Origin of the sequence: Nocardia sp. JMUB6875, from assembly GCF_041154655.1 — a bacterium.
Classification (GTDB): domain Bacteria; phylum Actinomycetota; class Actinomycetes; order Mycobacteriales; family Mycobacteriaceae; genus Nocardia.
Map to the genome: position 1 here is coordinate 16,467 of NZ_BAAFGR010000023.1, position 11,795 is coordinate 28,261.

Consider the following 11,795-nt stretch of genomic DNA (forward strand, 5'->3'; position numbering starts at 1 on the left):
CCCGACGCCTGTCTACACCCACACGCCGCCGCTGTCCCGGCTATCGAACATCCGAACACAGTTCAGACGGCGCGAACGATCAGTGTCGGGCACTCGGCGCTGTGCAGCACGGTATTGGCGGTCGAACCCAACAGCATCCCCGTGAATCCGCCGCGGCCGTGGCTGCCGACGACGAGCAGCTGGGCGTTCTCTGCTTCCCCGAGAAGGGCGCGGGCTGGTCTATCCATCACCAGGGTTCGTTCGACGGGGACGTCGGGATAGCGTTCGCCGAAGCCGGCGAGGCGTTCGTCGAGGAGTGCGGATTCCTGCTCGCGGACGGAGTCCCAGCCTGGGGACGGCAGGTAGTAGCCGGTGACGTCGCTCCAGGCGTGCACGGCCGTCAGCCCGACCTTGCGCAATGACGCTTCCTGGAAGGCGATTTCGATGGCGGGCATGCTGTTCGGGGTCCCGTCGACGCCGACGACGACAGGCTTCTCGGCGGCGAGCGGGTCGAGGCCTGCCGGGCCCGGGACGACGGCGACCGGGCAGTGTGCGTGTTGGGTGATGGCGGTACTCACCGATCCGAACAGCCCGCGGCGCAACGCACCTCGGCCCCGGCTGCCGACGACGAGGGTGCGGGCCTGCCGAGAGAGCTCGAGCAGGTGCGGGATGATCGGCTCGAGGGTGGCGTCGGCCGAGATGGACAGGGCGGCACCGGGAACCGCGACCCGAGCCACGCGCGCGGCCTCGGTAGTGGTGCGCTCGCCGTCGCGGCGCAGGTACTCGATATCGGCATCGGACAGCAGGGGCACGGGCCCATAGCCGACCTGGACGGCGATCGAGGTGACGATCCGCAGTGGAGCGCCGTGCAGGGCGGCCTCGGCGGCCGCCCATGCCACCGCCTGATAGGAGATGGCAGAACCGTCGGTGGCGACGACGATCGGCGGGTTGGAGGGACGTTGGGTGATGGCTTGTTCGGTCATGACTGGCTCCTTGGGTTCAGGTTCCGATCGGGCGGGAAACCCGTCGCCATTCGGTTTCCCACTGCCGGTTGTGCACACTGTTCAGCAGCAGTTCGACAGCCCACAGCAGGGCGATCGCCGTGGTACCCGACAACAGCAGGACCATCAGACCGAGACCGACGCCGTCGAGAACGGCGGTGTCCGCCTGGTCGGGCGGGCGGGTCGGCTTGCCATTGGGGCCGACCCAGATCTGCACCACGGCACCGGATTTCGTAGCGGGGTCGACATCGATGACCGAGGTGGACGCCGCGCCCTCTCGGGTCCAGCGCACCGTCGCCTGGTAGCCGGCGCTGTGGTACGGGCTGGAGGACGGAACGCGCGCGGCGTCGGTGACCGCGGTGGCCGGCACCTGGACCTTCGCGGCGTTGTCTGTCCGGATGCGCTCGGCGCTCCCGGTGTAGGTCGTGCTGCCGATCGCGCCCGCGACCGGAACCATGAACAGCAGACCGGCGACGACGAACGTACGCAGCAGCGCCTCGAAGCGGTCGGACCCGCGCATCAGCGGATTCGCGCTCCACGGGCGCATTCGCCACAACCGCAGCGTGAGAGTCGATTTCGGCGACATCAGCGGACCTCCTCCGGCGAACGCGCCACCAGTACCGGGCAGCTCGCCCCGTGCAGCAACGCGGTGCTGACCGAGCCGAGCGCGATACCCGCGAATCCGCCGCGTCCGTGTGCGCCGACCACGAGCAGCTGTGCGCCCTCGGCGGATTCGAGCAGAGCGCGGGCGGGGGAGTCGCTGGTGATGCGTCGCTGAATGCTCACGTCCGGATACTCCTCGGCCGGGTCGGCGAGCCGGTCGGCGAGAACGAGGTCTTCGCGCTCACGGATCGTGTCCCAGCCGATGACCTCGAGCTCGAAGCCGCTGGTGTCACGCCAGGCGTGAACCGCGACCAGCGGCACCTTGCGACGTGACGCCTCGTCGAAGGCCAGTCGCACGGCGGCCTCGCTGTTTCCGCTGCCGTCCACACCGACCACCACGGGCTTGTCCGCGGCGGTCCGGTGCAGGTCCGGTTCGCCGTGTACGACGGCCACCGGGCTGTGGGCGCGACGTGCCAGTCCCGCACTCACCGAGCCGAGCAGGGCTCGGCGAATCGCGCCGCGACCGCGGTTGCCCACCACCGTCATCCGGGCTCGGGCGGAGCGTGCGATCAGCGCCGCCAATGCCGACTCACCAACCGCTTCACTGGTAACCGAGATGGTGTTCTGCGGCGCGGCGTGATGGGCGATGCGCGCAGCCTCGGTCAGTACGCGGAGGGCCTCGGCTCGCGTCGCTTCGCGCTCGGCGACGCCCTGGGCGGTCCACGGCTCGGCGGCGGACTCAGGGCCGTAGGCGGCGACGATACGCAGTGGGCAGCGGTGCAATTCGGCTTCGACCGCGGCCCAGGCCACCGCCTGGAAGGAGTTCTGCGAGCCGTCCACGCCGACCACAATGGCCCGCGTGTTCGAATCCTCGTGAGGGACAGTGGATTCCGACATGGTTCCTCCTGGTCGGGATGACGTATCGAGCATCGCGCGCCTGTGGTTCGAGTCCCAGAGACCAATGTCACGGTCCCCGCGGGCCGTCAGGCTCCGATTTCCGGGTCGCGCGGCCCCTAGGAGCGGCGCGGTAACTGCTGGTCGGACAGGTAGTTGCGGATGGACGCGAGCGTCGCACCGGTACGGGAGACTCGGGTCGGCTCGGGGACGGCCGGTTTCGGTTGCGCCGCCGCGGCATGGAATGCCGTGGCCACGTGGTTGGCCCAGGCACCGATGGCGTCCCAGTCCCGGAAATCCGTCGCGGGCAGCCGGTGCAGGGGTGAGCCAGGAAGTCGGCGCATCCAGCGATCGATGCCTCGCAGCCTGTCGGGATCCCAGCGGCCGCCGAACAGCGTGGCAGTGAAGGGGTTCAGCCACCTGTAGCGTTCGAGCAACGCGTCCAGCTGGGAACGGCTTCCGGGTTCCGTGCGGCTCGGTTCGATCCGGCCGGTCGCGAAGACCGCGACATCGCGGTGCGCGAGCACCGGGCCGAACCGGTCCAGGAACCCGCGAGCCTCGCGCGGCCAGCGGCCGTAATAGAACGGCGCGCCCAGCACGATGCCGCGATAGTCGTCGATCTCGGACAGGTCGCGCATGGCCCGGCAGTCCACCTCGAGGCCCCGCTCGCGCAGCGTGGCCGCGACGACGGCGGCGATCTCCCGGGTCGTGCCGTAGCGGGTCGCGTAGGCGACCAGGATTCGACCTTTCATGATGTATTCCTTTGCGTCACTTCGGTACTGCGAACTGCCCGCGACCGCGTCGCGGGCGTGGCGAGAACTGCTGGAACAGTTCCGCGATACGGTCGGCCCGCCCCGGGCCCGTGCCCGGCGTGGCCAGGGCCGCGGTCGCGGCGGCGATACCCAGGAACACCGCGGCGTCGAGCGAGTACCCCCTGCACAGACCCGCCACGATCCCGCCGACTTGGGCGTCACCGGCCCCGATGCCGCTACGGACCGGAACCTCGATCGCGGCGAACAGCCGATCCCGGTCCCGGGTGACCGCAAGGGTGCCAACAGAACCCATCGACACCACGACGTTGTCGCACATCCCTCGGTCGATGAGCAGACGCGCCGCCGAGACCCGAGAGGACCGATCCGGGAGCGGATGGCCGACGAATTCCGCGAGCTCCCGCACACTCGGCTTGATCAGGTACACGCCCCGGCGGACGGCTCGCAGCGCGGGTCCGGAGGTGTCGAGCACCAACGGCACGCCCAGGTCGTCGAGTAGATCCACCAGACTCTGATAGAAGGTCGGCGCAACGCCCGGCGGCAGACTGCCACTGGCGACCACATATCGGCAGTCCTGTGCGGCCCGCTCGATCTCGGCGAGGCAGCGGTGGATCTCGGGCGCGGTCAGCCGCGGGCCGGGCAGGACGAAACGGTACTGGTCGCCGGTATCGGTCGCGGTGACCGCGAAACTCTCCCGCGTGTGCTCGGCCACCGGCACCGGCCGCATCGGAATCCCGGCGTCACGGACCAGATCCTCGAGCAAGCTTCCCGGCGGTCCGCCGGCGGGGAAGACCGCGGTCACCCGCTCCCCCAGCTCAGCGACCGTGCGCGCGACATTGATGCCACCGCCGCCCGGATCGAATCTCGGTGCGGCGCAGCGGGTCTTGTCGGTCGGCTGGATATGCGCGGCCGTGGTGGCGATGTCGATCGCCGGGTTCATCGTCAACGTCACGATCGACATCGGCTACCGCCTCGTGCACCGCAGGGAAAGAGGTTCTGTCGCTGCTGATTTCACTCGCCACCGCCGGCGTGCCGGTAGAGCCTCGGGTAGCGACTGGGCGGGACCGTGGTCGTCTCGGGAAGGACCGAAGTCCTCTGTCTGCGCGGACGACCGCACGCAACGCTGGACGCATGGATGCGAACGTCTCCCTCACGCGCCCGTCCGCGGACAGTGCGCGCCTGCGGCCCGTGATTGCCGGAATCGACGGCTCTCCGGCGGCGCTGCGGGCCGCCGAATGGGCTGCCGAGGAGGCCGCCGCCCGCCAGATTCCGTTGCGCCTGGTCGCGATCGTGCCCGCGGTCGACAAGCCCACCTTCCGGCCCGGCGGCAGCCGGTACCGACAGGCCCTCGAAGCGCTCGAGAAGGCCCGGAGTGCCGTGCTCGCGCGAGACGCCGGTGCCGACGAGGAATCGGTCGAGATCGCCATCGAGGTTCGCCGCGGGCAGGCCGACCAGGTCCTGCTCGACCTGTCGCGGTCGGCCGAACTGATCGTCCTGGGCTCCACCGAGATCGGGTTCTTCTCCCACATGGTGCTGGGCTCCACCGCGCTGACCGTCACCCGGGAAGCGCGGTGCCCGGTCGCGCTGGTGCGCCCGGCGGCCGCGGCGCGCGGCAGTGTCCTGGTCGTGGTCTCGGATTGGGCATCCGCGAAACCGGCACTGTCGGCGGCATTCCGGGCGGCATACGACCGCGGCACCGACCTGATCGTGGCTCGGGTCTGGCCCGGACGGCCATGGTCCGGGATCTCGGACTGGGCGGGCGCCGAGCCGCTGGTGTCCGATGCCCAGATCCGGCACTGCCAGCAGGATTTTCCCGATGTGGAGTTCCGGCCGGTGACGGTGGTCGGCGACGTGGTGACCGCGATCGAACGGTTCAGCGCCCTGGTTCAACTGGTCGTGGTCACCCACCACGTGGACGAGCTCGCGCCCGCGCGGCTCCGGCGGCCGACCCAAGATCTCGTCTGCCATTCGTCCTGCCCGGTGCTCGTGCTCCGCGACGAACCGGGTCCATTCCCCCGCTCCGAGGCGAGCCATCGATGACCACCGCGACCGAACGCCCAGTCGATAATGCTGTCCGGCAAGGTCTGTCACCCGAGTTACGAGAGACTCACACCGGTCTCGTCGTGCTGTTCGGTGACCGTGCCTACAAGGTGAAAAAGCCCATCGCCACCGACTTCCTGGACTTCTCGACTCCCGAGGCGAGAAACCGTGCGCTGCGACGCGAGCTCGCCTTGAACCGGCGCTGGGCCTCGGATGTGTATCTCGGGCTGGCATACCTGACCGATCCGCTGGGAGGTCCGTCCGAACCGGTACTGGTCATGCGCCGCATGCCGGAATCGCGCCGACTGAGCACGCTGGTGGAGCACGATGAGATCGGGCACGTCCAGCTCGACGAGCTGGCCCACGTACTGGCGCAGTTCCATCGCAACGCCAGGCGCGGCCCGGAGATCGACCGGGCGGGCAGCCCGGACGCGCTCCGGGCGCGGTGGCGAATTCTGCTGGACGGCTTGCGATCCCAGCCCGCCGACGAGCTCGATCCCGCGCTCGTCGCCCGAGTGGAACTGCTGGCCCGGCGCTTTGTCGACGGTCGCGCACCCCTGCTGGCGGAACGTATCGCGACCGGCCGGATTCTCGACGGCCACGGCGACCTCCTGACCGAGGACATCTTCGCCCTCCCCGACGGATTCCGAATCCTCGACTGCCTCGACTTCGACGACGACCTACGCCACGTCGACGGTCTCGACGACGCCGCCTTCCTCGCCATGGATCTCGAATTCCGGGGCCGCCCAGATCTTTCCCGCCGGTTCCTCGACGACTATCTGCGAGCCGCCGAAGACACCCCACCGGCCTCGCTACGCCATCACTATCTCGCCTACCGGGCCACCGTCCGCGCCAAAACCAATCGCATTCGCGCCGCACAGGGCGAACCGGGGTACGCCGACCACGCCCGCCGCCACGTGGATCTCGCGGTACGGCACCTCGAATCGGGTGCGGTGCGCCTGGCGTTGGTCGGTGGCCTACCTGGTACCGGGAAGTCCACCGTCGCAACGGCTTTGGCCCGCGAGACCGGCGCAGCGGTGATCTCCAGCGATACCGTTCGCGCGGAATTGCGCCGTATCGGAGAAATCACCGGTACCGCAGGCATCTTCGGCGCAGGTGCATACACCCCCGAAGCGAAGGCCCGGGTGTACGCACGGATGCGGGATCTTGCCCGGGAACGTCTGACCCACGGCGTCTCGGTGATCCTGGACGCCGCCTGGACCGATGTCACCGAACGCGCCCGCGCCACCCTGCTCGCCATCGATACCCACACCGACCTGATCGCCCTGCGCTGCGAATGCCCTCCGGACCTGGCCGCCAAGCGCATCCGCAACCGCCGCCCCGGCGATTCCGAGGCCACCGCCGACATCGCAATCGCCATGGCCGCCAACACATCTCCCTGGCCATCCGCCACCGGACTGAACACCACCGAACCGATCGAAGACACCCTCGCCCTGGCGACACGGGGATGGAACAACCCGAATCCCCCACCCACATCCTGAAAGGCCATGCCCCATGAGCGATCACACCGCTCCCAGCGTGCACACCGCGCACGAATGGCTGGCCGCCGTGGCCCGCGGCATCGACACCCAGGACCGCTTCGTCGCACATCGCGCGCTGCGAGCGTGGCTGCACGGCGTGCGCGACCGATTGAGCGTCCATGCCGCCGCGCATCTGAGCGCCCAGCTGCCCGAATTGCTGCGCGGCATGTTCTACGAGGGCTGGGTGCCCGGCCACGTGCCGGTCCCCCACGATGTGCCGTCATTCCTTGGTGCCGTCATTCCTTGCCCAGTTCGCCCACGCCGCAGGTGTCACCCCGGAGGAGGCCGTGCCGCTGGTGGGCGTGGTCACCGACACGATGGCCGACCTGTTCTCCCCCGGCCAGCTCGATCACGTGTTCGCCCAGCTGCCCGCCAGGCTGCGATTCATTTTGCGGCGGCGCGCGCCACCCGGCTCGCCGCGGCCACCACGCGCTCGCCTTCGAGACGCAGGTAATCGGTATCGGTGTCGATCAGCATCGCGCCCAGCCCCCACCCGCCGGGGACCGCCACCGAGGTGACGATCTCCAGCGGAGCACCGTGCAAACCCGCGTCCACCGCCGCCCACGCCACGGCGGCATGGACACAGTCGAGCCGTCGGTGGCCACGATGATGGGCGGATTCAGGTGTCCACCAGGGGCTTCGGGTTCACCGGACATTATCCGATTCCTCTTCGACTACTGCGGAACGCCCGAAGACCGCAGCGCTGCAAGGCGGTTGGTGTACTCGTTCTCGTCGATCTCGCCCCGCGCGAAGCGCTGGGCGAGCAATTCCTGCGGAGACGGGGATTCGTAGCGCGGCGTGCTGTCCCGATCGGAAAGCGCGTACCGGATTCCGACGGTGATGCCGCCGATGACCAGGACCCAGAAGATCAGCATTCCGATCCCCATCCCGGCGTATCCCCAACCACTCATATCGTGGCCGTACCAATACATCATGGCGAAACCTCCAGTTCGTTTCTGTCGCCATTGCCGCCGGACGTGGCGGACGTTGCCAGTACTCCGGCCTGGCCGGTGGTCGCGCCGCCGTCGACCACGAATTCCGAACCGGTCGAGAAGGTTCCCTCGGTGATGAGGAAGCGCACCATCGCGGCGACCTCTTGGGGTTCGCCGAACCGCGGGAGCGGCTGGGTGGCGGCCATCGACTCGTCCAGGCCGGCGGTCATCGCGGTGTGGATGGGGCCGGGATGCACCGAGCACACCCGGATATTCGACGAGCCCAGTTCCAGCGCGGCGGCTTTGGTCAGACCCCGCAGGCCCCACTTGCTGGCGACGTAGCCGCTGATGCCCGCATAGCCCATCAGACCGGCGGTCGAGGAGATATTGACGATCGTGCCGCCACCCGCGGCCCGCAGCCGCGGTGCGGCCAGGCGCATGCCGAGCCAGGGCCCGTAGAGGTTGACATCGAGGACGTGCCGGAACAGGTCGGGCGATTCTGTTTCCACCGTGCCGAAGTCGAGGATTCCGGCGTTGTTGATCAGCGCGCCGAGCGGGCCGAACTCGCGCTCGGTCTCGTCGAGCACGAGCCCCCACTCCTTCTCGTCGGTGACATCGAGGATGTGGAACCGAGCCTGCGGCCCAAGCGATTCCGCGAGCGCTTTGCCGTCGTCGACGAGCAGGTCGGCGATGACCACGCCGAATCCCGACTTCATCAGTTCCCTGACCACAGCCGCGCCGATGCCCCGCGCGCCGCCGGTGACGATGGCGCTCCTGTCCGCGAAGTCCGGCGGGCAGCTGTTCAACGAGGACGACGAGGTGATCGTGCAGGCGCTGGCCGCAGCCGCCGGCACCGCGATCGACAACGCGCGGCTCTATCAATCCAGCCGCACCCGCCAAGCATGGATCGAAGCCACCCGCGACATCGCCACCGAATTCCTGGCCGGAACCGATCCCGACGAGGTGCTCGCGCATGTCGTCACGCACGCGCGCACGCTCACCGATTCGAAGTGGGCGTTCCTGGCCGTCGACGACGAGCCCGACGGTGATCTGGATGCGGTCGAAGGGCTGCGGATCAGCCAGCGCTCGGGCCCGGATGGACACGGGCACAACGGAATCGCGCGCACCACGGACACCGCGATCGGCGAGGTCTTCCGCGGCGGTCGACCGCTGCGTCCTGCCGTCGATGATGATCTGGGACTCGATATCGCCCTCGACGCCGGCCACTCGCTGATCCTCCCGCTCAACGCACAGGACTCCACCTTCGGAGTGCTGGTGATGGTGCGACCGGCCGGCGCTCTCCCGTTCGCGGACGAACTACTGGAACTGGCAGGCGCTTTCACCGATCAGGCAGCCCTGGCGATTCAGTTCGCCGAGGCCCAGCAGCGCATGCGCGAGCTCGATGTGCTGACCGATCGCGACCGCATCGCGCGCGATCTGCACGATCACGTGATCCAGCGACTGTTCGCCGCCGGACTCAGCCTGCAGGGAACCGTGGCTCGCGCCCGCTCAGCCGAAGTGCGCGAACGGCTTTCGGACGTCATCAACGATCTCCAGGACGTGGTGCAGGAGATCCGCACCTCCATCTTCGACCTGCACGGCGGCGCGAGCAGCAGCACCCGGCTGCGCCAGCGGATCGAGGACGTGATCCGCAAGCACACCGCGGACACCGGTCTGCGCACCTCCCTGCGAATCAGCGGCCCGCTCTCGGTGGTCGCGGCCGATCTCGCGGATCACGCTGAAGCGGTCGTGCGCGAGGCCGTATCCAACGCGGTGCGGCATTCCGGCGCGGACACGGTCACGGTGACGATCGATGTCTCCGACGATCTGACCCTGCTGATCTCCGATGACGGCCACGGTATTCCCGAGAACATCACCACCAGCGGGCTGCAGAATCTGACCCGCAGGGCCGAGGATCTGGGCGGTTCCTTCGTATTCGGTCGAAATCCCGACGGGAAGGGAACCTTGCTGCGCTGGGCAGTACCGCTGCGCTGAGCCGGTGGGCGCAGCGAACGCCCACCGGTACACCAACGTTCGCGCAGTGATCACTCGCCCCGCACGATCACGATCGGGCAGTCGACGCTGTGCAGCAGTGCATTACTGGTGGAACCCAGCACCATGCCCGTGAAGCCGCCGCGGCCGTGGCTGCCCACGATGAGAAGCTGGGAGTGCTCCGATTCGTCGAGCAGCGACCGAACCGGGCGGTCCTTCACCAGGATCCGCCGCACCGGGACATCGGGATACCGCTCGGTGAATCCGGCCATCTCCTCACCGAAGATCGCCCGCTCCTGCTCCTCCAGGGTCTCCCAGCCGGACATCGGCATGTAGGGCCCGCTGGTATCGGTCCAGGCGTGCAGGGCGGTCAGGCCGGTCTTGCGCAGCGACGCCTCCTCGAAGGCCAGCTCGAGCGCCCGCAGGCTGTTCTCGGTGCCGTCCACCCCGACCAGCACCGGCTGCCGCGCCGCTACCGGGTCGGCCGCCGCGGTCGAATGGATCACGGCGACAGGGCACTGCGCGTGGTGGGTCACGGCGGAGGTGACCGAACCCAGCAAACCGCGCCTCAATGCGCCCATGCCGCGACTGCCGAGCACCAGCAGCCGGGCGTGCCGCGATTGTGCGATGAGATAGGCGATGATCGGCTCGGTGACGACCTCGGACGAAGTCTCTATCCCTTCGCCGGTCAGCGTCTCGGACGCGATCCGCGTCGCCTCGCCCACGATTCGTTCGCCCTCGAGTTCCAGCCACGCGATGTCCTCGGCGTTGAGGACAGCGGTGGGTGGCGGCCCGACCGGCGCGCAGACGGAAGTGACGATGCGCAGCCGGCATCCGTGTCGTGCGGCGTCCAGCGCGGCCCAGGCCACGGCCTGGTACGAGACGGCCGAGCCGTCCACCGCGACGATGATCGGTGGGTTGGGATCTTGCTGCGGGGCAGCGTGTTCGGTCATGATCGTCATTCCTCTCGGCGCGGGTGTGGACCGACTACGGGCGGGTGGATGCGAGATCCAGGGGTTCGAGCGGGCGCACGACGTCCGCCAATGGCAGCCGGGGTGTGATGGGTACCTCCTCGGCGCTCGTCGCGGCCCAGCCCATGCGGATGATCAACTGCGGATAACCGAAGTCGCCCAGCAGGTCCCGCCGAATCCGGGTTCGCACACCGGTGACCTCGAGCGGCTCACTCAGCGCACAGCTCGCCAGGCCGCGCACGGTCGCCTCGAGCAGCAGCGCACTGGCGGTCTCCCCGGCCCGCAGCCAGCCGAGCAGATCGTCGGATGCGGTGCACACCAGCAGCATTCGCGCCGATTCCTCGGTATCGCGCACGACCGCCTCGGCCAAACGCGGATCGCCGAAGGGCCGTACGGTCGAGTCCGTGGCGACTACCGCATTGCGTGCGGGCACGCCCTGCGCACTGGCATGATGACCGCTCCATGCCGCCAACTCGGCGTTGTACGCGGCATCGCCGCGGTGAGTGGTCGCCGCGTCGACGAATGCGCGCAACAGCCGGGCATGCTCGCCCGTCGCGTCGACCTCACGGACTTGGACCCCCGGCGTCCCCGCGCCGGCGGCCACCACCGCGGACACCTGGGCGGCGGGCATCTCCCACGAGGTGAACCGACGGCGATCGCTGCGCCGCTGCGAAATCGCCCGCGTCAGACGCACCGCGGCCGCGTCGGGTTCACCAGGCCGGAACTCCACGGCCGCCAGATGCTTCGGGTCCGCCGGATTCGGGAACCGGTGCACGACCGTCTCCCAGCCGAACGCGCGAAGCGCCACGCGCAGATGATGCAGCGCCGCACCACAACTCACCACCAGCTCCCGGCAATCCGGGTCGGTGTGGGGCAGGCGGCGGCTGTCGTCCGCGTACAGGTGCACCGTGGTGTCCCCGACCCGCCACTGCCACGGCTGGGTGTTGTGCACCGACGGCGCCCGCACCGCGAGCGCCAGCGCGGCGCGTACGGTGTCGTGATCGGGATGTTTCGACATCGCGTGTCCTTCCTCGGATTTCGTGCTCTCAGCATGGCCCGAGCGAGGGCCGGG

General features: G+C 69.0%; 13 protein-coding genes and 2 pseudogenes. 5 read left to right on the top strand and 10 right to left on the bottom strand.

What is annotated here, in order from left to right:
- Positions 1 to 62 precede the first annotated feature (62 nt).
- From ACAM49_RS08380 to ACAM49_RS08400, 5 genes are all read right to left on the bottom strand, one after another.
- Entirely contained in the window at positions 63 to 962 is a 900-nt protein-coding gene (locus ACAM49_RS08380) for a universal stress protein (protein WP_369634876.1), read from the bottom strand.
- Between the two features lie 16 nt (positions 963 to 978).
- Positions 979 to 1,566 carry a hypothetical protein gene (locus ACAM49_RS08385; RefSeq protein ID WP_369634877.1) on the bottom strand — a complete coding sequence of 196 codons (588 nt, stop codon included), beginning with the start codon at positions 1,564 to 1,566 and terminating at the stop codon, positions 979 to 981.
- Positions 1,566 to 2,480 carry a universal stress protein gene (locus tag ACAM49_RS08390; protein ID WP_369634878.1) on the bottom strand — a complete coding sequence of 305 codons (915 nt, stop codon included), beginning with the start codon at positions 2,478 to 2,480 and terminating at the stop codon, positions 1,566 to 1,568. Before ACAM49_RS08390 ends, ACAM49_RS08385 begins: the two co-directional genes overlap by 1 nt.
- 116 nt (positions 2,481 to 2,596) lie before the next feature.
- Positions 2,597 to 3,229 carry a flavodoxin domain-containing protein gene (locus ACAM49_RS08395; RefSeq protein WP_369634879.1) on the bottom strand — a complete coding sequence of 211 codons (633 nt, stop codon included), beginning with the start codon at positions 3,227 to 3,229 and terminating at the stop codon, positions 2,597 to 2,599.
- A gap of 16 nt (positions 3,230 to 3,245) precedes the next feature.
- Entirely contained in the window at positions 3,246 to 4,208 is a 963-nt protein-coding gene (locus ACAM49_RS08400; protein ID WP_369634880.1) for a 1-phosphofructokinase family hexose kinase, read from the bottom strand.
- Positions 4,209 to 4,378: 170 nt separating this feature from the next.
- On the opposite strand from ACAM49_RS08400, the gene ACAM49_RS08405 reads away from it, so the two are divergent.
- The 4 genes and pseudogenes from ACAM49_RS08405 to ACAM49_RS08420 all read left to right on the top strand — a co-directional run.
- Positions 4,379 to 5,287 (top strand): universal stress protein, encoded by a 909-nt coding sequence (locus ACAM49_RS08405; protein ID WP_369634881.1) that lies wholly within the window; start codon positions 4,379 to 4,381, stop codon positions 5,285 to 5,287.
- Positions 5,288 to 5,370: 83 nt separating this feature from the next.
- The gene (locus tag ACAM49_RS08410) at positions 5,371 to 6,789 is read left to right on the top strand and encodes an AAA family ATPase (protein ID WP_369634882.1); all 1,419 of its coding nucleotides are present in this window, start codon (positions 5,371 to 5,373) and stop codon (positions 6,787 to 6,789) included.
- Positions 6,790 to 6,802: 13 nt separating this feature from the next.
- Positions 6,803 to 7,036: pseudogene (locus ACAM49_RS08415) on the top strand (DUF2267 domain-containing protein); the annotation flags it as partial.
- 4 nt (positions 7,037 to 7,040) lie between these two features.
- Positions 7,041 to 7,199: pseudogene (locus tag ACAM49_RS08420) on the top strand (DUF2267 domain-containing protein); the annotation flags it as partial.
- 13 nt (positions 7,200 to 7,212) lie between these two features.
- On the opposite strand, the gene ACAM49_RS08425 reads toward ACAM49_RS08420, so the two are convergent.
- The 3 genes from ACAM49_RS08425 to ACAM49_RS08435 form a co-directional block, all read right to left on the bottom strand.
- Positions 7,213 to 7,398 carry a hypothetical protein gene (locus ACAM49_RS08425; protein WP_369634924.1) on the bottom strand — a complete coding sequence of 62 codons (186 nt, stop codon included), beginning with the start codon at positions 7,396 to 7,398 and terminating at the stop codon, positions 7,213 to 7,215.
- Positions 7,399 to 7,502: 104 nt separating this feature from the next.
- Entirely contained in the window at positions 7,503 to 7,739 is a 237-nt protein-coding gene (locus tag ACAM49_RS08430; RefSeq protein WP_369634883.1) for an SHOCT domain-containing protein, read from the bottom strand.
- 20 nt (positions 7,740 to 7,759) lie between these two features.
- Positions 7,760 to 8,476: an SDR family oxidoreductase gene (locus ACAM49_RS08435; RefSeq protein WP_369634884.1), complete on the bottom strand. Its 717-nt coding sequence runs from the start codon at positions 8,474 to 8,476 to the stop codon at positions 7,760 to 7,762.
- On the opposite strand from ACAM49_RS08435, the gene ACAM49_RS08440 reads away from it, so the two are divergent.
- Positions 8,451 to 9,755, top strand: coding sequence for a GAF domain-containing sensor histidine kinase (locus ACAM49_RS08440; RefSeq protein WP_369634885.1), 1,305 nt, complete (start codon positions 8,451 to 8,453; stop codon positions 9,753 to 9,755). The genes ACAM49_RS08435 and ACAM49_RS08440 overlap by 26 nt on opposite strands.
- Positions 9,756 to 9,805: 50 nt before the next feature.
- Here ACAM49_RS08440 and ACAM49_RS08445 read toward each other — a convergent pair whose 3' ends face one another.
- Both ACAM49_RS08445 and ACAM49_RS08450 read right to left on the bottom strand, forming a co-directional pair.
- On the bottom strand, positions 9,806 to 10,705 hold the full coding sequence (locus ACAM49_RS08445) for a universal stress protein (RefSeq protein ID WP_369634886.1): 900 nt from the start codon (positions 10,703 to 10,705) through the stop codon (positions 9,806 to 9,808).
- Positions 10,706 to 10,739: 34 nt separating this feature from the next.
- Positions 10,740 to 11,741 (bottom strand): NAD(P)H nitroreductase, encoded by a 1,002-nt coding sequence (locus ACAM49_RS08450; protein ID WP_369634887.1) that lies wholly within the window; start codon positions 11,739 to 11,741, stop codon positions 10,740 to 10,742.
- Positions 11,742 to 11,795 lie beyond the last annotated feature (54 nt).

What these genes read in the sequence shown, in the direction of transcription:
- ACAM49_RS08380 (WP_369634876.1), bottom strand. Translation starts at nt 962, where the DNA reads ATGACCGAACAAGCCATCACCCAACGTCCCTCCAACCCGCCGATCGTC.
- ACAM49_RS08450 (WP_369634887.1), bottom strand. Translation starts at nt 11,741, where the DNA reads ATGTCGAAACATCCCGATCACGACACCGTACGCGCCGCGCTGGCGCTC.
- ACAM49_RS08395 (WP_369634879.1), bottom strand. Translation starts at nt 3,229, where the DNA reads ATGAAAGGTCGAATCCTGGTCGCCTACGCGACCCGCTACGGCACGACC.
- ACAM49_RS08400 (WP_369634880.1), bottom strand. Translation starts at nt 4,208, where the DNA reads ATGTCGATCGTGACGTTGACGATGAACCCGGCGATCGACATCGCCACC.
- ACAM49_RS08430 (WP_369634883.1), bottom strand. Translation starts at nt 7,739, where the DNA reads ATGAGTGGTTGGGGATACGCCGGGATGGGGATCGGAATGCTGATCTTC.
- ACAM49_RS08440 (WP_369634885.1), top strand. Translation starts at nt 8,451, where the DNA reads ATGACCACGCCGAATCCCGACTTCATCAGTTCCCTGACCACAGCCGCG.
- ACAM49_RS08445 (WP_369634886.1), bottom strand. Translation starts at nt 10,705, where the DNA reads ATGACCGAACACGCTGCCCCGCAGCAAGATCCCAACCCACCGATCATC.
- ACAM49_RS08435 (WP_369634884.1), bottom strand. Translation starts at nt 8,476, where the DNA reads ATGAAGTCGGGATTCGGCGTGGTCATCGCCGACCTGCTCGTCGACGAC.
- ACAM49_RS08390 (WP_369634878.1), bottom strand. Translation starts at nt 2,480, where the DNA reads ATGTCGGAATCCACTGTCCCTCACGAGGATTCGAACACGCGGGCCATT.
- ACAM49_RS08385 (WP_369634877.1), bottom strand. Translation starts at nt 1,566, where the DNA reads ATGTCGCCGAAATCGACTCTCACGCTGCGGTTGTGGCGAATGCGCCCG.
- ACAM49_RS08405 (WP_369634881.1), top strand. Translation starts at nt 4,379, where the DNA reads ATGGATGCGAACGTCTCCCTCACGCGCCCGTCCGCGGACAGTGCGCGC.